The 18,394-nt window shown below is 69.8% G+C and carries 16 protein-coding genes; 6 read left to right on the top strand and 10 right to left on the bottom strand.

Annotation, left to right across the window (positions count from 1 at the left end; all coding sequences use genetic code 11):
• Positions 1 to 174 precede the first annotated feature (174 nt).
• Positions 175 to 1,566 (top strand): glycosyltransferase, encoded by a 1,392-nt coding sequence (locus KIP79_RS19750; protein WP_308169796.1) that lies wholly within the window; start codon positions 175 to 177, stop codon positions 1,564 to 1,566.
• On the opposite strand, the gene KIP79_RS19755 is transcribed toward KIP79_RS19750, so the two are convergent.
• Genes KIP79_RS19755 through KIP79_RS19765 form a run of 3 tightly spaced genes read right to left on the bottom strand, consistent with a single transcriptional unit; the run spans position 1,561 to position 4,284 of the window.
• Positions 1,561 to 2,211 carry a MerR family transcriptional regulator gene (locus KIP79_RS19755; RefSeq protein WP_214106335.1) on the bottom strand — a complete coding sequence of 217 codons (651 nt, stop codon included), beginning with the start codon at positions 2,209 to 2,211 and terminating at the stop codon, positions 1,561 to 1,563. The two genes, KIP79_RS19750 and KIP79_RS19755, sit on opposite strands and share 6 nt — an antisense overlap.
• A gap of 33 nt (positions 2,212 to 2,244) precedes the next feature.
• Positions 2,245 to 3,195 (bottom strand): SIS domain-containing protein, encoded by a 951-nt coding sequence (locus tag KIP79_RS19760; protein WP_214106336.1) that lies wholly within the window; start codon positions 3,193 to 3,195, stop codon positions 2,245 to 2,247.
• Between the two features lie 12 nt (positions 3,196 to 3,207).
• Positions 3,208 to 4,284 (bottom strand): hypothetical protein, encoded by a 1,077-nt coding sequence (locus KIP79_RS19765; protein ID WP_214106337.1) that lies wholly within the window; start codon positions 4,282 to 4,284, stop codon positions 3,208 to 3,210.
• 151 nt (positions 4,285 to 4,435) lie between these two features.
• On the opposite strand from KIP79_RS19765, the gene KIP79_RS19770 reads away from it, so the two are divergent.
• Genes KIP79_RS19770 through KIP79_RS19780 form a run of 3 tightly spaced genes read left to right on the top strand, consistent with a single transcriptional unit; the run spans position 4,436 to position 7,099 of the window.
• Entirely contained in the window at positions 4,436 to 5,290 is an 855-nt protein-coding gene (locus KIP79_RS19770; protein WP_214106338.1) for an ABC transporter permease, read from the top strand.
• A complete protein-coding gene (locus tag KIP79_RS19775) occupies positions 5,283 to 6,068 on the top strand; it encodes an ABC transporter permease (protein ID WP_214106339.1) in 786 nt (261 codons plus the stop codon). The genes KIP79_RS19770 and KIP79_RS19775 overlap by 8 nt, the downstream gene beginning before the upstream one ends.
• Positions 6,065 to 7,099 (top strand): ABC transporter ATP-binding protein, encoded by a 1,035-nt coding sequence (locus KIP79_RS19780; protein ID WP_214106340.1) that lies wholly within the window; start codon positions 6,065 to 6,067, stop codon positions 7,097 to 7,099. Before KIP79_RS19775 ends, KIP79_RS19780 begins: the two co-directional genes overlap by 4 nt.
• Here KIP79_RS19780 and KIP79_RS19785 read toward each other — a convergent pair.
• Complete coding sequence (locus tag KIP79_RS19785) at positions 7,096 to 7,755, bottom strand: TetR/AcrR family transcriptional regulator (RefSeq protein ID WP_214106341.1); 660 nt, start codon at positions 7,753 to 7,755, stop codon at positions 7,096 to 7,098. The genes KIP79_RS19780 and KIP79_RS19785 overlap by 4 nt on opposite strands.
• 192 nt (positions 7,756 to 7,947) lie before the next feature.
• On the opposite strand from KIP79_RS19785, the gene KIP79_RS19790 reads away from it, so the two are divergent.
• A complete protein-coding gene (locus KIP79_RS19790) occupies positions 7,948 to 9,249 on the top strand; it encodes an NAD(P)/FAD-dependent oxidoreductase (protein WP_250213506.1) in 1,302 nt (433 codons plus the stop codon).
• A gap of 32 nt (positions 9,250 to 9,281) precedes the next feature.
• A complete protein-coding gene (locus KIP79_RS19795; RefSeq protein WP_214106343.1) occupies positions 9,282 to 10,679 on the top strand; it encodes an aldehyde dehydrogenase family protein in 1,398 nt (465 codons plus the stop codon).
• A gap of 217 nt (positions 10,680 to 10,896) precedes the next feature.
• Here KIP79_RS19795 and KIP79_RS19800 read toward each other — a convergent pair whose 3' ends face one another.
• From KIP79_RS19800 to KIP79_RS50100, 6 genes are all read right to left on the bottom strand, one after another.
• Entirely contained in the window at positions 10,897 to 13,530 is a 2,634-nt protein-coding gene (locus KIP79_RS19800; protein WP_214106344.1) for a DUF5682 family protein, read from the bottom strand.
• Positions 13,527 to 14,633: an ATP-binding protein gene (locus KIP79_RS19805; RefSeq protein WP_214106345.1), complete on the bottom strand. Its 1,107-nt coding sequence runs from the start codon at positions 14,631 to 14,633 to the stop codon at positions 13,527 to 13,529. Before KIP79_RS19805 ends, KIP79_RS19800 begins: the two co-directional genes overlap by 4 nt.
• Positions 14,634 to 14,642: 9 nt before the next feature.
• On the bottom strand, positions 14,643 to 15,902 hold the full coding sequence (locus KIP79_RS19810; RefSeq protein ID WP_214106346.1) for a VWA domain-containing protein: 1,260 nt from the start codon (positions 15,900 to 15,902) through the stop codon (positions 14,643 to 14,645).
• Positions 15,899 to 17,263, bottom strand: coding sequence for a hypothetical protein (locus tag KIP79_RS19815; RefSeq protein ID WP_214106347.1), 1,365 nt, complete (start codon positions 17,261 to 17,263; stop codon positions 15,899 to 15,901). Before KIP79_RS19815 ends, KIP79_RS19810 begins: the two co-directional genes overlap by 4 nt.
• Complete coding sequence (locus KIP79_RS19820) at positions 17,263 to 17,754, bottom strand: hypothetical protein (protein WP_250213507.1); 492 nt, start codon at positions 17,752 to 17,754, stop codon at positions 17,263 to 17,265. Before KIP79_RS19820 ends, KIP79_RS19815 begins: the two co-directional genes overlap by 1 nt.
• Before the next feature lie 148 nt (positions 17,755 to 17,902).
• The gene (locus tag KIP79_RS50100; protein WP_372453617.1) at positions 17,903 to 18,316 is read right to left on the bottom strand and encodes a helix-turn-helix transcriptional regulator; all 414 of its coding nucleotides are present in this window, start codon (positions 18,314 to 18,316) and stop codon (positions 17,903 to 17,905) included.
• Between the last annotated feature and the right edge of the window lie 78 nt (positions 18,317 to 18,394).

Raw genomic sequence — 18,394 nt, forward strand, 5'->3', positions numbered from 1 at the left:
AGGGAAAAGACGACCTCTGTAAACACCCACTTTAAAGTCAATTCCTGAACGCCTCCCGATATAGCGAGACCTGCGGGTAGTGCGGCTGATTTGCCGAGAATCATCCCCCCGGGACGGTCGGGACCTGAGGTTTGGTGCTGGTTTCCCCGGATAGAGCCCTATTCATTCGCATTCGTGGGCGGTTGGCGGTCGGGAAATGTCCTGCTCGCCCGTCTCGACAGCGTCGGGGATGTGCTGCTCACCGGTCCCGCCGTACGGGCGGTGGCGGCACGCGAGGCGGTCCTGCCCGACGCGGGCGTGCCCTCCACCGACCCCAACCGCTTCCTGGTGGACGGGGGACCGGCTACTCCAGGAGGTGACCCGGTGAGGATCGCGATGATTTCCGAGCATGCCAGTCCGCTGGCCGGGCTCGGCACGTCCGATGCGGGCGGCCAGAACGTGCACGTGGCCGCGCTGGCGAGCGCCGTCGCCGCCCTGGATCACCAGGTGACCGTCTACACCCGCCGCGACGACCCCCGGCTGCCCGAGCAGGTGCCGCTCGCGCCGGGGGTGACGGTCGTGCATGTCCCGGCCGGGCCGCCGGAGCCGATCCCGAAGGACGAGATCCCGCCCTGGGTGCCGCACTTCGCCAAGTGGCTCCAGGAACAGTGGCTGTTCGAGCGGCCCGACGTGGTGCACAGCCACTTCTGGATGAGCGGGCTCATCGCGCTCGCCGCCGCCCGGCCGTGCGCCGTGCCCGTGGTGCACACCTACCACGCGCTCGGCACGGTCAAGCGCCGCCACCTGGGGACCGCCGACACCAGCCCGCCCGGCAGGATCGAGGCCGAGGCCCGCATCGGCAGGACCGCCGACCTGATCCTCTCCACCTGCCCCGACGAGGTGGACGAACTGGTCCGGATGGGCATTCCCCGGCAGCGCGCCCGGGTGGTGCCGTGCGGGGTGGACCTGGACCTCTTCCATCCCAACGTGGTGCCGGGTGACCAGCCGGACCGCCCTCGGCTGCTGTCGATCGGGCGGCTGGTACCGCGTAAGGGCATCGAAACGATCATCCAGGCGTTGCGGTACCTGCCGGAGGTGGAGCTGGTGGTGAGCGGCGGGCCACCCCTGGCGCGGCTGCACTGCGACCCCGATGCCACCCGGCTGCGCGGGGAGGCCGACTGGGCCGGGGTGGCCGACCGGGTGGTCTTCACCGGGCAGGTGCCCCGGGCGGAGGTGCCCGCGCTGATGCGTTCGGCCGCCGCCGTGGTCACCGTGCCCTGGTACGAACCCTTCGGCATCGTCGCCCTGGAGGCCATGGCCTGCGGCGTGCCGGTGATCGCCTCCGACGTCGGCGGCCAGAAGGACACCGTCGTCAACGAGGTCACCGGCCTGCTGATCGGCCCGCGCCGCCCGCGGGCCCTGGCCCAGGCGGTCCGCCGCCTCCTGGACGACCAGGACCGGAGCACCGCCTACGGCATCGCCGGCGCCGACCGGGCCAGATCCCGGTACGGCTGGGACCGCATCGCCCGCGAGACCGTCACCGCCTACCGGGGAGCGCTCGCGCAGACGAAAAGAGACGCCTCATGAACCGGTGACGGGCCGTCCGGCCAGGGTGCGCGCGGAGACGGACTCCTCGGCCAGGAGGCGGATGGCGTCGAGCACGCGGCCGTACATGACGGTGCCGATGACCAGGGCTTCGACGGCCGACTCGCGGGGGGCGTCCAGGGGGATCTTGTGGATCTCGTGGGTCTGCACGAGGGTCTGCGCGGCCGTCGCGTACGGGACCAGGTCGGCCAGGGTCGGTTCGGCGCCGAGTTGCCGGAGGGTGAGCAGGGTGTGGGCGAGTTCCTCGCGGGCAGGTGCGTCCGGGGTGATCTCCCAGCCGAACTCGTCGATCAGCTGGTTGACCAGCTCGTACGCCTCCGTCCACGCGGGCGAGTCCTCGTGGGGTTCGACGGCGGGGCTGAGGGCGTAGTGGGCCGTGCCGAGCATCGCGTGCATGCTCAGCGACTCGTCGTCCACGGCCTCCAGGATCTTGCCGATGGCGGCGACCGAGAGGCGGCCGACCTCGAGCAGGGCGCGGATCAGGCGGAGGCGGCGCAGGTGGGCCTGGCCGTACTCGGCGCGGGTGGCCGAGGTCTGCTCGCCCGGCGGGAGGATGCCTTCCCGGAGGTAGTACTTGATGGTCGGGATGGGCACCCCGGATTCGGCGCTGAGCTGGGAGATCCGCATGGGGCCAGGGTACCGGCTGATTGGATAGAAAGACTATCCAATGCGCCAGTAGGCGGCGGCGATCAGCTCGGCGACCAGGGTCTCGGTGAGCAGGGCGACGTCGGGGTCCTCGTCGTGGCGGTAGCGGATCGAGCCGGATTCGCCGTCCAGGGAGCCGCCGACCGTCAGGACGGTCGAGTTCCGTTGCCGGATCCAGTCCATGGCCTGCTCGTCGTACGGGGAACCGGGGAAGACCAGGGCGCGGTAGTCGTAGGTCTTGGTGAGGTAGACGTCAACGTGGGCCCAGTCGCCGGTTTCGCAGGCGTCGGCCTGGCGGCGGGGGCCCTCGCGGAACATCAACGCCGACTGCCGGGCGGAGGAGAGGCGTTCGGCGGGGGCGATCGTGTAGACGCCGTGGGGGCCGTCGAGCAGGGCCACCGCTTCGTCGAGCCAGGCGCCCCGCCGGTCGAGCAGGTCCGCCGTGGCCTCCGCCGCCCGCCGCACGAGTCCCGAAATATCGGGATGAGTTCCGGTTAGCTGGTCGACGAGGGCCAGGAGCAACACCAGCGTGTGCTGAAATGTCCGGCAGGCTACGCCGCCGGTCTCCTCGCCCGCCAGCATGGGCACCACCAGATCCGCGCCCTCGGTGATCGCCGACCCCGGCTTGTTGGTGAGGGCGACCACGAACGACCGCCCCCGGTACCGGGCGACCGCGTCCAGGGTCTCCCGGCTTCCCCCGGACGCGGAGATCGCCACGACCAGGGTGGACGGATCGGCCGGGTAGCCCAGCCGGGCCGAGGCGTACTCCGCCACCGCGTCCACCCCCGCAGCCCGCAACCGGGACGCCGCCACGTCGGCCGCGTACCGCGAACTCCCCATGCCGAGGAAGACCACCCGGCGCACCTGCGCGGGAACGCCCGCGAAGGGGCGGTCAAGCGCGTCCGCGAGGGTGTGCAGAGCCGGTGGCTTGGCCTCCAGATCGGCCAGGAACAGAGCGGCGTCCATCGATCAATCCTCCTAGAACCAGCTGCGCAGTACGCCCATCGGGGCGTACCGCCACCGGGGCAGATGTCGGGCCGCGTAGATCAGCTCCCGGCACTCCTGTTCGACCTCGAACGGCCGGATCAGCGCCCGGTCGAGCAGATCCTCCCGCCCGCCCGCCGCCAGCCGTGCGACATACGCCCCCTCCAGGGACTCCCGGGTCATCCACACCCAGGCCGCCATCGACTGGGGATCGGCCCCGCGCCGCTTCACCGCCACCTGCGCGACATGCTCCAGGCTCGTGGTCAGCTGGGCCAGGTCCCGCGCCACCGGCTGGTAGAGCGACTCACCGGAAACCGTCGGATTCCCATCGAAGTCCACGATGGCGTACCCGTCCCGCCACTGGAGCACCTGCCCCACGTGCAGATCCCCGTGGATGCGGATGACCGGGGTCTCCTCCGCCACCGCCAGTGGGGCCAGCTCCCGCCGCAGGTCGTCGGCGTGCTCGGCCAGCCACCGGGAGTCCTCCTGGTCCTCGGTCACGGCCAGCGCCTCCTGGAGCGCGTGCGACGCCCGCGCCAGCCAGCCCCCCGCGGCGCTGCGGACGGGCTCTCGGAACACGCTGGACGGGGTCGCCATCGCCAGGTGCAGTTCGGCGGCGAGTTCGCCCAGTTCGGCGGCGAAAGCCGTACCGCCAGAGGCGGCCTCGTCCACGCACCACTCCCAGCCGTCCCGCGCCCCCGGCAGATACCCGGTCACCAGCGCGATCAGCAGGTCATGGCAGAACACCGCCGCGTACGGCTCGGCGGTGCGCGCGAACCCCACCTCCGACAGGTGGGCGAGCAACTCGGGCGCCGGGCCGGCGGCGGGCCGGGGGAACCACTTCACCACCACGGTTTCGCCTACGATCACCGAGTGGTTGGTCTGGTCGACCGGGATGTCCTGTTCGCCCGGCGGGACCGCCGGAAGGGAGCGGAACGACCGCACCGAGAACGGCGCCGGAGCCGTGCCCAGACCGCGGAGCAACGCCTCCGACAGTCCAGGCGATATCTGGACGTCCTCCGCCACTCCGAGGACGGCCGTATCCGAGAGTCGCCACCGTGCCGTACCCACCCGTGCTCCTGAACTTCGCTTCAACAAGAAACACGAACTTAAAGCTCATCGTGCCCGGCAAAGTCTTGTCTAAGTTGACGTCTCCTGCAACACTCGCGAATCATCGTGAAGGGAGCACCGCTTGTCCGGAAATCTCACAGAGACTTCCAGGATGTCGCGCAGGTCGGGAAGGACGCTGGCCCGGCTGGTCTTCCTCGGCCCCGGACTGATCGCGCTGGTCACCCTGGCCGTCGTGCCGATGATCCTCACTCTCAGCTTCATGTTCCTGAAGCGCGGCCGGTTCAACGGTGTGATCTACGAGTTCACCACCGAGAACTTCACCCGCCTGATGGACCCGCTCTACCTGGGCGTGATCGGCAACTCGGTGCAGATCGCGGGCACCGTCACCCTGCTGGCGCTGTTACTGGGCTACCCCACCGCGTACGCCATCGCCCAGCTCTCCCCGAAGTGGAAGACGATCGCGCTGATCGCGATCATGCTGCCGTTCTGGACCAACTTCCTGATCCGCATCTACGCCTGGATCATTCTGCTCAGCGGTCCCGGGCTGGTGAACAGCACGCTGACCGGGGTCGGCCTGATCGACAAGCCGCTGGAGTTCCTCTACAACGAGGGCACCGTCGTGGTCGGCCTGCTCTACGGCTACCTTTCGCTCATGGTGTTGCCGATCTACTCGGCGGTGGAGCGGGTGGACCCCCGGCTCAGGGAGGCCTCCGCCAACCTGGGCGCCACCCCGCTGCGTACCTTCCTCAGCGTCACGCTCCCGCTCACCCTGCCCAGCGCGCTGATCGGCTGCGTGCTGGTGTTCGTGCCGAGCTTCGGCAACTACGTGGTGCCGGAGCTGCTCGGCGGCGGGCACGCGATCATGCTGGGCAACGTGATCAGGGACCAGTTCCTCAAGGCCAGGGACTGGCCGTTCGGGGCCACTCTGTCGCTGGTCATGATCCTGATCACCCTGGCGCTGATGCTGCTCCAGGCTCTCGCCTCCCGGAGGTCGCGCCATGCGTAGCCTGCGCAAGCGGAACCCGGTGGTCTTCCTGCCGCTCTGGCTGACCTACGTGTTCTTCTACACGCCGATCGTGGTCGTGATCGCGATGTCCTTCAACGCGGGCTCCTCGGCGTACACCTGGGAGGGCTTCTCCCTCAAGTGGTACGGCACGCTGGCCGGCAACGCCGACGTGCTCAAGGGCCTGGGCAACACGATCATTGTGGCGCTGGGCACCACGCTCGTCTCCACCGTGCTCGGCACCCTGCTCGGCGTCGGCCTGGCCCGCTACACCCGGTCCAAGATCCTCGAGGCGCTGGGCACCATGCCCGCCATCCTGCCCGAGCTGATGCTGGCCATCGGCCTGATCATCTTCTACGCCTCGGTCAACTTCACCCTGGGCCTGCACTCGGTGCTGCTGGCCCACATGACCTTCGGCATACCGCTGGTGGCGGTGGTGGTCCGGGTGCGGCTGGCGTCCATGGACATGTCCCTGGAGGAGGCCTCCCGGGACCTGGGCGCCGGGCCGGTGCCCACCTTCCTGCGCATCACCCTCCCCGGCCTGCTGCCCGGCATCGCGGCCGGGGCGCTGCTGGCCTTCACCTTCTCGCTGGACGAGTTCGTGCTGGCCTTCTTCACCGCCGCCCCCACCGAACCCACCCTGCCGATCGTGATCTACTCGATGATCAGGTTCGGCGTGACCCCCGACATCAACGCCCTGGCGACGATCCTGCTGACGGTCAGCTTCACCGCGGTGCTCGCCGTCCAGCGGATGACCCGACTGACGGAGTCCTTCAAATGACGCTGCTTTCCATCGCGGGGGTCTCCCGGAACTTCGGAGACGTGCAGGCCCTCGCCGACGTCACCCTCGACATCCGGCAGGGGGAGTTCTTCGCGCTCCTCGGGCCCTCCGGCTGCGGCAAGACCACGCTGCTGCGCATCCTGGCCGGGTTCGAGTTCCCCGACCGGGGCGCGGTCCGGCTGGACGGGGCCGACCTGCTCGCCCAGGCCGCGCACCGGCGGCCGGTCAACCTCATGTTCCAGTCCTACGCGCTCTTCCCGCACATGACGGTGGCCAAGAACGTGGCGTACGGCCTTGAGCGGGAGCGCCTGCCCCGGGCGGAGATCAAGACCAGGGTAAGCGAGGTGCTGGAGACCGTCGGGCTGACCGCGCTGGCCGGGCGGCGGCCCGCCCAGCTGTCCGGCGGCCAGCAGCAGCGGGTGGCGCTGGCCAGGGCCATCGTGAAACGCCCCCGGCTGCTGCTGCTGGACGAGCCGCTCTCCGCGCTGGACAAGAAGGTGCGGGCGGAGATGCAGCTGGAGCTGAAGCGGCTGCAGCACGAGGTCGGCATCACCTTCGTGGTGGTCACCCACGACCAGGAGGAGGCGATGTCGCTGGCCGACCGCATCGCGGTGATGGACAGCGGCAGGGTCGAGCAGGTGGACGCGCCGGTGGCCCTCTACGAGCGCCCGCGCACCCGGTTCGTGGCCGACTTCATCGGGGCCAACAACCTCTTCCCCGGTACGGTCACCGGCGGCGGCTTCGAGGTGCCGGGCCTGGGCCCGCTGCCCTGCAAGACCGACCTGCCCAACGGCACGGCCGTGCTGGCGGTACGGCCGGAGCGGATCCGCCTGGGCGACCCCGGGCGGGGCGCCGCGGACGGGACCGTGGCGGACGTCAGCTTCTACGGCGGGATCTCGCACATCGCGGTGGACGTGGCAGGGCACGACCGCAAGGTCCTGGTGGCCACCCAGGGGCCGGCCAGGATCACGCCGGGTGCGCAGGTCGGGCTGACCTGGAACCCGGATGACGCGGTGCTGGTGCCTGCTTAGGCGTTGCGGGTGGCCGGGCGGCGGGCGGCCGTCGTCCGGTGCGGGACGGGGAGCGTCTTCAGCGGGTGGCCGGTGGCCAGGCGGGCGTAGTCGAGGATGAGCTCGGCCGCCTCATCCGGGCCGATGGTGTGGTGCCTGGCCACGATGCGGTAGCCGTAGGCGTCCTCCAGGGCGACCAGGTTCCGGCCGACGGTCTCGGAGTCCTGGATGAGGGTGAAGGCGCCCTGGGCGGCGCCGATCTCCAGGATGGTCTGGTACAGGGCCACCTGGCGGTCGAACAGGGTGGTGAGCAGGGTGCCGTAGACGCGGTTGCGGCCGGCCGCGCCGCCGAGCTCGCAGAGCAGGCGCACCCCGGCGTCGTCGGGCCCGGAGGGCAGCCCGGAGCGGATGGTGACGATCAGCTTCTGGGCCGGGTCGGAGATACCGTTGATCTTCTTCAGGCGCTGCTCGTAGAAGCGCTCCATGCCCGCGTGGTGCGCCTCGATGAGCAGGTCGCGCAGGTCCGGATAGTGGTAGAGCACCGCGCCCGAGGTCAGGCCGGCCTCCTCCGCGATCTGGTTCAAGTGCACGCCCTCGGCGCCGTGCTGGATCATCGCCCGCCGCGCCGCGTCGATCAGCTCAATGCGCCGATCGGCCTTGCTCTTGCGCTGAGTCATGGCACCAACCCCGTCTGAACGATCTCGCAACTAGTGTCGCAGGTATTGACGTAGTAACTCGATACGTATTTGAATCACGATTCAACAAACATGGGGTTGGTGGACACGGTGATCAAGGATGCGGCACCCCGGGTCTTCTGGACGGACTGGACGCTCTGGCCGGATGGTCAAACTCCTGCGGAATACCCATCTTTGGAGCGTCGTACTACCGCCGATATCCTGATTGTTGGATCAGGTTTCACCGGGCTCTGGGCCGCGGTACTGGCCAAGCAGGAGAATCCCGGGTGCGACGTGGTGCTGACCGACGCGCAGACGCTCGGGTTCGGGGCCACCGGGCGCAACGGCGGGTTCATCTCCGACTCCCTCACCCACGGTCTGGTGCACGGCGCGCACCGCTGGCCGGGGGAGCTGCCGCTGTTGCTCGCCCTCGGCCGGGAGAATCTGGCCGAGATCGCGGCCTTCGTGGCCGAGCACCGGATCGACGCCGACCTGCGGCTGGTCGGCAAGACCAACGTGGCCGTGCTGCCGCACCAGGTGGACGAGCTGCGCCAGACCGAGAAACTGCACCGGGAGCACGGCGAGGACGTGAGCTTCCTCGGCCGCGAGGAGATGCGCGCCGACGTCGCCTCGCCGACCTACCTGGCCGGTCTGCGCATCCGCGGCGCCGGCGGACTGGTCGATCCGGTACGGCTGGCCGTCGGCCTGCGCCGGGTCGCGGAGGGCCTGGGGGTGCGCATCTACGAGAACACCCCGGTCACCCAGCTGGAACGTGCCACCTCCCGAGTCCTAGCGAAGACGGATAAATCGGTATTTGATGCTGGTCAGGTGTTGCTGGCCACCAACGCTTTCCCGGGGCCGCTGCGGCGGTTACGCCACTTCGTGCTGCCGGTCTGGGACTACGTCCTGGTCACCGAACCCCTCGACGCCGAGCGCCGGGCGGCGCTGCGCTGGCCGCAGGCACAGGGCATCACCGACGCGGGAAACCAGTTCCACTACTACCGGCTCACCCGCGACCAGCGCCTGCTCTTCGGCGGGTACGACGCCGTCTACAACTTCGGCGGGGGCGGCTCCGAGCAGCGGGAATCCTCGCACCGGATGCTGGCCGAGCACTTGTTCACCACCTTCCCCCAGCTGGCGGGGGTGCGCTTCACCCACCGCTGGGGCGGCATGATCGACTCCACCAGCCGGTTCACGCCCTTCTTCGGCACCGCCATGGGCGGGCGGGTGGCCTACGCGCTGGGCTACACCGGCCTGGGCGTGGGCGCCTCCCGGTTCGGCGCCCTGGTCGGCCTGGACCTGCTGGCCCGCAGGACCACCCCCAGGACCGGGCTGCGCATGGTCCGCCGCCACCCCGTGCCCTTCCCGCCCGAGCCGCTGCGCTGGCCGGTGGTCGAGTTCACCCGCCGCGCGCTGGCCCGGGCCGACGCCAACGGCGGACGGCGGGGGCCCTGGCTCCGGCTGCTCGACCGGTTCGGCATCGGCTTCGACAGCTGAGCACCACCCGCACAAGGTAAGGAACCACCCTGATGACCATCCTCATCAACCCCGCCAGCGGCGAACCCGTTGACGAGATCCCGGACAGCAGCCCCGCCGACGTCGCTCGTGCCGTACAGCGCGGGCGGGAGGCGTTCCGGCAGTGGCGGGACACCACCCCCGCGGAACGGGCCCGGCTGCTGCTCCGGCTGGCCGACCTGGTCGAGGAGCACGCCGAGGAGCTGACCGAACTGGAGGTGGCCGAGACCGGTAAACCGGCCGCCGTGTTCCGGGACGGCGAGCTGCCGTTCGCGGTGGACAACCTGCGCTACTTCGCGGGGGCCGCGCGCTCGCTGGACGGCACCGGCGCGGGCGTGCTCAGCTCCGGCTACACCTCGGCGCTGATCCGGCGGCCGATCGGGGTGGTCGGCTCGATCGCGCCGTGGAACTTCCCGTTCATCATGGGCGTCTGGAAGGTCGGTCCGGCGCTCGCCGCGGGTAACGCCGTGGTGATCAAGCCTGCCCCGAACACCCCGCGCAGTACGCTCCGGCTGGCCGAACTGCTGGCCGAGGCGGGCGGGCCCGAGCACCTGCTCCAGGTGGTGACCGGCGGCGCCGAGATCGGCCAGGCCCTGGTCACCGACCCCGGCGTGGACATGGTCGGGGTCACCGGCTCCACCGCCACCGGGCGCGCGGTCATGCGCGGCGCGGTGGACGGGTTGAAGCGGGTACACCTGGAGCTCGGCGGCAAGGCCCCCGCCCTGGTCTTCGAGGACGCCGACCTGGAGGCCATGGCCTTCGGCGTCACCATGGGTGCCACCTACAACACCGGCCAGGACTGCACCGCCGCCACCCGCGTCTACATCGCCAGATCCCGGTACGCGGAGGCGCTGGAGGCCCTGGCCGCGACCATGGAACGGGTGCGCCCCGGCGACCCCTGGTCCGCGGAGACCGACATCGGCCCGCTGATCAGCCGGGCCCACCGGGAGCGGGTGCACGGCTTCGTCACCCGGGCCTCCGGCCGCGTGGTGCTGGGCGGCAAGCCGATCGAGGCGCCCGGCTTCTTCTACCCGCCCACGCTGATCGCCGACGCCGAGCAGGGCAGCGAGATCGTCCAGGGCGAGGTGTTCGGCCCGGTCCTGGTGGCGCTGCCGTTCGACGGTGAGGAGGAGGCGGTCCGGCTCGCCAACGACACCCCCTACGGCCTGGCCTCCTCGATCTGGTCGGCCGACGTGGCCAGGGCGCTGCGGGTGGCCCACCAGCTGGACGTCGGCGTCACCTGGATCAACGACCACCTGCCCATCGCCTCCGAAGCCCCGCACGGGGGCGTGAAGGGCAGCGGCTTCGGCAAGGACATGAGCCAGGAGGCGGTCCACGAGTACTCGGTGGTCCGTCACCTCATGATCAAACACGCCGCCCCCGAACCGAAGGACTCCTTCCGCCCGGCCTGATACCCATTAAGGGAAAAATCCCATTAAGGGGTATGTGTCCCTTCTGCTCCATTGACAGTGATTCGGCCCGGGAACAGGCTGGCGCCACGTGCCGGACGCACGCGGCCTCGATCGGCTTCAACGCCCAACGCGACAACTTCATCCTCAACAACGGCTGGAGGCTGATACCCACGGCGCCGGGCGACCGCGAACGGTCACCCGGCGCCGACCGTCGCCGTCAGCCGGCCGTCAGCACCCCCGCGACGGCCTCGCCGGTCTGGGGATGCGCTGCCAGCAGCGCCGCCACCTCACCGCTCGGGCCAGCGACCGGAACCGCCGCACAGCCCAGCAGCTCCGCCACCGCCGCACCGGTCTCGTGATGTACGGCCAGCAACTCGCTGACCGGCCCGGAAGCGGGCCGCGCGACCGCCTTCCTGGGCGCCCGAGCCAGCCAGGGCGGCGTGAAGGAGTCCACGTCGGCAAGCAGGGCGGGGAAGGTTCGCCCCGCCTCCCGCACGAGCACCGGCACCAGCTCAGGCGCCTGGTCACGCAGGGTCGTGATCAGCTTCGGCAGCCAGGGCAGCAGCACGCTGTCGGGAAGCTGCCCGAACGCCCTGGACAGCACCTCGACCACGAACGGCGCCAGTGCGGGCGCGGACTCCAGCGCCTGGACGAATCCGCTGACGTACTGCGGCACCGACGGCACCACCAGCGGGTTGCCGAGCAACTCGCCCACCCGCTCGCGCAACTCGGCCATGCTCAGCAGCCCGAGCTGGAAGCGCGCCGTCCACAGCAACGCCACTTTGGCGGGGGCTTCGGGGTGTGACTGCTGGACGGCCAGTTCGAGCTGGGCCCGGTCGCAGCCCAGCGACAGCGCCAGGCTCTCCATCGTGAACAGGAACCCGAGCATCGCGCCCACCTGGCGCACCCCGGTCTCCTCCTCCACGAAGGCGGTGGGCAGCAGCGTGCAGTAGTGCGCGTACCCGGTGGTCACGAACGACTTGGCCCACGCGGGCAGCTCCGGTTCGACGGCCCGGTGGTGCGCGAGCAGCCGGCGGATGCGCCGCAGCACGTCCGGCGCGTCGTCCACGGTTCGCTCGCCCGCCAGCAGTTCCACGGCCCGGGCCCCGAGCTCCTCGGTGAGGCGCCGACTGCCCAGGTAGAGGATGGCGTCCTCGACCGCGTCCAGCGCGGTGGCCGCGGTGGCCTTCTCGTCCCAGCAGGCGCGCCGAAGCCGCTGCTCCAGCACCTGCTCGATGGTGACGCCCTCGTAGCCGAGTTCGATGATCGAGCGCTGGTTGCGCCCGATCGCCAGGTCCCAGCTCTCCTGATGGGAGCGCTCGCCCAGCCTCCGCGAGCCCATGATGGGCCGCACGGCGTCGCCCGGCAGCAGGCGGCGCAGGATCCACAGCAGGTGGGAGCAGGGTTCCAGCTCAGGGTGGGCGTCGAGGTCGATCAGCGCCCGCTGGATCGTCCGCTTCTCCAGGTCGAGCCCGAGCGGCTGGAGCCGGTCGAGTACGTCGCGGGCCAGCGGCGGGAGCGAGTCGTAGCCAACCTGGCCGATCTTGTCGCCGCCGAGCAGGATCTCGCAGAGCCGCCGCACGTCGCGGCGGCCGGGCACGACATCCTTCTCGATGCAGGTGACCGCCGCGTCCTGGAAGTCGTACGGCGTGGGCCGCTTCCTGTTGCGCATGCCCGCGAGCAGGATCGAGGTCTCGTAGACCGCGATGGCGTCGGCGGTACTGGCCAGATATCCGTTCCGGCGGGCCAGCCTGACGATCTCCACACACCAGCCGAGCAGCTCCGCCTCGTCGAAGCCGTCCAGGGAGGGCGGCTGGGTGAGGAAGCCGGACAGCCGGTCCTCCGTCTCCCCGGGCGCGCTCGGCGGCAGGTCCGTGCGCGTGCTCTTCCCACCCAGCTTGTACGGCGTGAGCCCACTGCGCCTGACCGACTTGCTCCAGGTGGCCGCGGCGATCGAGACCGAGCCGGGAGCCAGCCCGAACTGCTCCTCGATCGCCGAATGGCTGGCAGGGATGAGCCCGTAGAGCCAGGTGGTGGCGGTGCGCGGACTGATGTCGAGGCGCTCGTCCAGCACCGGGCTGGCAGCGTGGAAGGCCCCGCACACGTACAGGCACTGGGCAGGGTCGGTGCCCGTCGCGGCCAGGTGCTCGCGCATCCTGGTCCACATGTAGCGCTCGCGATCCTCGTCCACCTCGTTGCCCTGGGGATTGAGCCGGCGGAAGAGGCTGCCGATGAGCACCATGACCTGGCGGTAGGTGGCGTAGTCCGCGCCGGACAGCGGCTGCTCGACGTACTGGTCCCACCACTCCGACCAGTGCCGCACCTTGCCGTGGTGGAGCAGGTGCTCCTCCAGCGCGGCGAATCCGGGCCGCAGATCGCCGATCTCGATGCCGACGTCGGCCGCGGCGCCGGCGCGCGGCTCCCACTGGAAGACATGGTCGACCGACCGGTCCACCAGGACGATCTCCACGCCCGGCGTGTCGAGGGCGTAGGCGATGGCCTGGTATTCCGCCGAGGACTCGGTGATGGGCGCGATCACGCTCAGCGGTGCCCAGTCGGGCGGGAAACCATCGATGTCCGAGGCGAAGGCCTGCAACGCGACCGGCAGCCTGCAGTTGCGCAGCTCCTCCAGCACCGGCCGCAGGTCCTCGCAGAGCTCCAGGTAGATGACCTTGGGCTGCTTCTCTCTCAGCCGTCTGACCATCGCCAGCGCGGAGGCGGGCGAGTGATGGCAGACGGGGAAGATCTCCACGTCCGTCTTCAGCGCCTGCTCGACGTCGTCGACCAGGCCGTCGCCGAAGGCCGCGGCGGCGCTGGCGAGTTGCTCGCGCAGGGGATCGAAGGGGCTCATGACAGGGTGGCGATCGCGTTCCGGCCGCCGTCGAGGAATTCCTTCCACGAGCCGCCCTCGTCCTGCTTGCTGCGCGGCTCCACGACGCCATGCAGGTATTTGTTGAGGATGGCCAGGTCCTCCGGGCTGCGCCGGGCCAGCGAGCCCACCAGCGAGCCGGCCAGCGTGGCGGCCTTCAGCGTGCTGTCGCCGAAGAATCTGCTGTGCAGGATGGCGTCCTCCAGAACGCCGATCTGCTCGGCCGTGGACAGTGCCGACTCCAGCTTCTCGTCCTCGCCGGTGGCCGAGGCGGCGGCCGCTCGCAGGTCGGCGAAGCTCTGCAGCAGGATGTCCAGCAGCGTGGGCGGCAGCTCCAGGTCGATCTGGTGCCTGCGCAACAGCTCGGCCGTGCGGAAGCGGACGATCTCAGCCTCGCTCTTCTTGTTCGTCACCACGGGGATGCGGACGAAATTGAAGCGCCGCTTCAGCGCCGAGGACAGGTCGTTGACGCCGCGGTCGCGGCTGTTGGCGGTGGCGATGATGGAGAAGCCGGGCTGGGCGAAGACGATGTTGTCGTCGTCGAGCTCGGGGATGGACACGTACTTCTCGGAGAGTATCGAGATCAGCGCGTCCTGGACGTCGCTGGTGGATCTGGTCAGCTCCTCGAAGCGGCCGATCACGCCGCGCTCCATGGCGGTCATGATGGGCGAGGGGATCATCGACTCCCGGGACTGGCCCTTGGCGATGACCATGGAGACGTTCCAGGAGTACTTGATGTGGTCTTCGGTGGTGCCTGCCGTACCCTGCACGACCAGCGTGGAGTTGCGGGAGATGGCGGCGGCGAGCAGCTCGGCCAGCCAGCTCTTGCCGGTGCCCGGGTCGCCGATGAGCAGCAGGCCGCGGTCGGAGGCGAGCGTGACGATGCTGCGTTCGACGAAGCTACGGTCGCCGAACCACTTCTGCGGGATCTCGCGGTCGAGGCCGTCGGAGCGCTCGGAGCCGAGTACGAAGATCCTCACCATGCGGGGGCTGAGCCGCCAGGAGAACGGCTTGAAGCCGGTGTCGATCGACTCGAGGTAGTCGAGTTCGTCGGCGTACTTGATCTCTGCGGGGGCGCGCAGCAAGGAAGTCTCCTAGGTGTTCAGAAAGGTCTTGAGCTCGAGCACGAGCTTGCGGATGTGTCCGGAGATGACCGGAGTGCCAAGGGCTTTGAACTTCTGCCGGAACCAGGGGTTCACGCTCTGCTGACCCGAGCTGTTCACCGAGCCGACCGGGATGAACTTGACCCCGGAGCGGTAGACGGACTCGATGCCGTCGAACAGGGGCTGGGACCGGTCGAACTCGTAGAAGTCGGAGATCCACACCATCACGGTGTTGCGTGGATCGGTGATCTTCGGCCGAGCCATGGCCATGGCGACGGGACCGTCGTTGCCGCCGCCGAGATTCGTCCGCAGCAGCACTTCGAACGGGTCGTTCACCCAGGGGGTCAGGTCGATCGCGCGCGTGTCGTAGGCGATCAGGTGCACGTCCACCTTGGGGAGGCCGGCGAAGATCGAGGCGAGGATCGTGCAGTTGACCATCGAGTCCACCATCGACCCCGACTGGTCGACGACCACGATCAGCTTGGCCGGGGTGGTGCGCTTGGCCGTCTGCCGGTAGAAGAGCCTGTCCACGTAGAGCCGCTCGTCCTCAGGGCTCCAGTTGGTGAGGTTCTTCCAGATCGTGCGATCGAGGTCGAGGTTGCGGAAGACCCGCTTCGGCGGCACCGATCGGTCGATCACGCCCGTGCTGGTCTTCTCCACCTGCGTGCGCAGCACCTCGGCGACCTCATCGACGAACCTGCGGATCAGCGCCTTGGCGTTGGCCAGCGCTGTCCCCGACAGGTTCGACTTGTCGCGGAGCAACTGCTCGATGAGCGACATACTCGGCGTGAGTTGCCTGGCCAGTTTCGGGTCGGCGAGCACCTCGCGCAGATGCATGCGCCTGACGAGGTCGCCTTCGACGGCGGCGAGGTCGCCCGCGGCCTGTTCGCCGAGCGCCTGCGTCAGCCAGCCCGCGTCCTGCTTCCACCCGGCGAGCTGCGTGGCGGTGACCGTGCCGCCGCCGGTCGCGAAGACGTTGAGCAGCAGCTTCGACACCAGCGCCGCGTTGCGTACCTCGTCGCCGTCCAGGTCGCTGTCCAGGTCGCTGTCCAGGTTGCGCAACTGCTCGCCCAGTTCGGGGAAGCGTTGCACCAGGTTGTCCACGGAGACGCCGGGGTCGAGCAGCGCGGGCGGCAGCCCGAGGTCCTCGACGATGGCCACACTCGCCGCCTCCAGCGACGGCTGCTCCTCGGCGTCGAACACGCGCGCCAGCAGGCGCCAGTAGAGGATCTGACGTCTGGTCTCGGTCATTTTCTCAGCAGCCGCCCTGCCCGCTCCTTCAGCACGGCGACGGGATCGCCGGCCTTGGCGTAGCTCTTGAGCACCTTCTGGTCAGTGGGTCCCTGCGCCCAGTCGCCGTTGTGCACGGCGAGCAGTTCCTTCTTCACATTCGCCTGTACGGCCAGCGGTTGCAGCCGCCACTGCCCGCCGTCCCAGCGCATCAGCCCGATGCACGCGGTCGACGCCTTGAGCAACTGGGGCGTCAGCGGACCTGACGTCGGCAGCCGGTCGAGGTCGAAGGCCAGGCTGGCGCCGTCGAGCTGGAGGGTGTGGCCGTCACTCCGGTAGCCCTCGATGAACACGGGCTCGGCGATGCGGACCGGGTGGCGTTCCAGCGGCGGCACCGCCGGCGCGCTCGCCCCGCTCAGCTGGACCCTGGCGGCGGCGAACGGGTCGCTGGACGGGCCACTGCTCGCCTTGCCCTCCTGCCACAGCAGGTCGCCGCCGGGCAGCAGCGGCATGTCGGTGATCTCCAGGCTGAGACGCTTCGCCAGCGCGCCCAGCAGCACGGGGTAGGAGCTCAGCAACTGCCAGACGAACGGGCCGGAGATCGTGTCGACCTTGGCGGCGGCCACACTCGTGCGCACCAGGCGGCCCTGCGGCTCCAGGATCGCGTGGATCTGGATCTGCGCCGCCGTACCGTGCTCATGGATGTCGACGCCGAGGGGCAGCAGACGCCCCGAGACCCGCTCGGTCGCTTCGAGGCTGCCCGTCTTGGTGAGGAGCGACGCGCGCGCCCACAGATCGGCCCAGCGACGGGCGGGCAGCCGCGCCATGGCGCCGATCGGGGAGGAGGCCCGCAGCTCGGCGGCGAGCCCGTCGAGCAGCATCGCCAGGCGCCGCAGCCGGGGCTCGGCGAGCAGGTTCTGGATCGCCTGGTCGGCGGCGGAGGCGAGGTCGTGGTCGACGCCGCGCCATCCGGTGATGGCCAGCTCGGCGAGCCAGGAGCGGCATGCTCCGGCAAGGGGGTCGGTGCTCTGGGGTTGCGCGCCCTCCCAGGCCGCTCTGGTACGGCCGAGCGCACTGTCCAGCCGGTCGAGGAGCGCGTCGTGGACCGCGCCGAACAGGGCGGTACGCGCTCCGGCCAGCGTCGTCAGGTGCTCTTCCGAGATCGAGCCTGCCCCGATCTTCTCGGCCGCCTCGGCTGCCGCCGGGCCGAGTGGGGTGCCACCCACTGCCCCGGCCAGCGCGACGAGGGCCGCGGTCCGCTCCTCACCCAGGCGGGCGAATCCGTTCACCAGCGCGTCGTCGAAACCGGCGATCAGGTCGACCGCCTCGTCCACGCCGGGCAGGGCGCCGTCGTGCAGCGCCGTCAGCTGTGTTCCGAGCATCAGCTCACCGCGCCAAGGGAGGGGAACCAGTGCAGTTCGGCGATCGGCTCGGAGGTGTCGGGCAGCTCCAGGTAGGCCAGGTGCCGGAGGAAGCGGCTGAAGACCACGGCGGCCGGGATGGACTCGGGCCCACCGCTCAGGTTGTGCATCAGGCTCGCCGCGCTGTCACCCTCCAGGCGCAGGTAGCGCGCCACGCGCTCCAGGCCGTACTGCAGGACGGCCTCCTCGACGAGCGACCACAGGTGCTTGCACGGGGCTCCGCGCAGTCCGCCGCAGGGGCGGTTGTTGTTGGTGCTGCAGTTGTAGCCGTGCGTCCCGGCGATGATCGAGGAGACGTACACCCGCTCGATGTCGGAACCGCTCGACACGACGCCCTGCAGCCGGCCTTCCGCCATCTCGACAAAAGGCACTTTCGCCAGCTTGCGCGGCTGCACGGGAGAAAGCACCCGGGCCCCGCTGAGCTGCTCACACGCGGGTCTTTCCGCGTTCAAAGGACGACCTCCATCCGGTAGCGGTCGATCAGTGAACGGGAACCTATCCGACCCGTCTGACAAATTCCGATCAACGGAAGCCCCGACCGTGGACGCACCTTCCTTGGAGGGCGCGGATCACGATGGCGACCCGCCAGCCGTCAGCCGGTCAGCCGTCTGCCGGGTCCGGTTCGTTCGTGAAACCAGTGACTCCCGCCGGCCCCGTCTTTACTGTTCGCGAAAGCCTGCCCACAACTAACCAACGTCTCCGACACCCGATCCCGGCAGACCCCGGCCGCGCATGCACGATCACCACCTCCGGCCAGGCACGCCTGCCCCCCGCAGTCGCCCGCTGGCTGTCGAAAAACCCCAGCTTGATCGCCCTGGCCACCGCATGAGCCTGACTGACGACCCCAAGCTTCCGATAAATGCCGCGCTTGCAACTCTCCACGGCACACACAGTGACCCCGAGCGTGGCGGCGATCCGCGCGGTACTCAACCCCGATCCCAGCAAACCGAGCACGGTCATCTCCGACGAGGTGAGCCCGCTATCGCCTCCGATTCCGTAGGCAGTCCTGTCCATGAGCACGTCCCGGCCCCTGGGATGCGACGAGCTGGAAACTGACCACAACCCCAACTCATGTCAAGAAAAGTCCATCAC

This window comes from Acrocarpospora catenulata, assembly GCF_018476525.1.
GTDB classification, from domain to species: Bacteria; Actinomycetota; Actinomycetes; order Streptosporangiales; family Streptosporangiaceae; genus Acrocarpospora; species Acrocarpospora catenulata.

What these genes read in the sequence shown, in the direction of transcription:
- KIP79_RS19755 (WP_214106335.1), bottom strand. Translation starts at nt 2,211, where the DNA reads ATGCGGATCTCCCAGCTCAGCGCCGAATCCGGGGTGCCCATCCCGACC.
- KIP79_RS19760 (WP_214106336.1), bottom strand. Translation starts at nt 3,195, where the DNA reads ATGGACGCCGCTCTGTTCCTGGCCGATCTGGAGGCCAAGCCACCGGCT.
- KIP79_RS19770 (WP_214106338.1), top strand. Translation starts at nt 4,436, where the DNA reads ATGTCGCGCAGGTCGGGAAGGACGCTGGCCCGGCTGGTCTTCCTCGGC.
- KIP79_RS19775 (WP_214106339.1), top strand. Translation starts at nt 5,283, where the DNA reads ATGCGTAGCCTGCGCAAGCGGAACCCGGTGGTCTTCCTGCCGCTCTGG.
- KIP79_RS19780 (WP_214106340.1), top strand. Translation starts at nt 6,065, where the DNA reads ATGACGCTGCTTTCCATCGCGGGGGTCTCCCGGAACTTCGGAGACGTG.
- KIP79_RS19785 (WP_214106341.1), bottom strand. Translation starts at nt 7,755, where the DNA reads ATGACTCAGCGCAAGAGCAAGGCCGATCGGCGCATTGAGCTGATCGAC.
- KIP79_RS19795 (WP_214106343.1), top strand. Translation starts at nt 9,282, where the DNA reads ATGACCATCCTCATCAACCCCGCCAGCGGCGAACCCGTTGACGAGATC.
- KIP79_RS19800 (WP_214106344.1), bottom strand. Translation starts at nt 13,530, where the DNA reads ATGAGCCCCTTCGATCCCCTGCGCGAGCAACTCGCCAGCGCCGCCGCG.
- KIP79_RS19810 (WP_214106346.1), bottom strand. Translation starts at nt 15,902, where the DNA reads ATGACCGAGACCAGACGTCAGATCCTCTACTGGCGCCTGCTGGCGCGC.
- KIP79_RS19815 (WP_214106347.1), bottom strand. Translation starts at nt 17,263, where the DNA reads ATGCTCGGAACACAGCTGACGGCGCTGCACGACGGCGCCCTGCCCGGC.
- KIP79_RS50100 (WP_372453617.1), bottom strand. Translation starts at nt 18,316, where the DNA reads ATGGACAGGACTGCCTACGGAATCGGAGGCGATAGCGGGCTCACCTCG.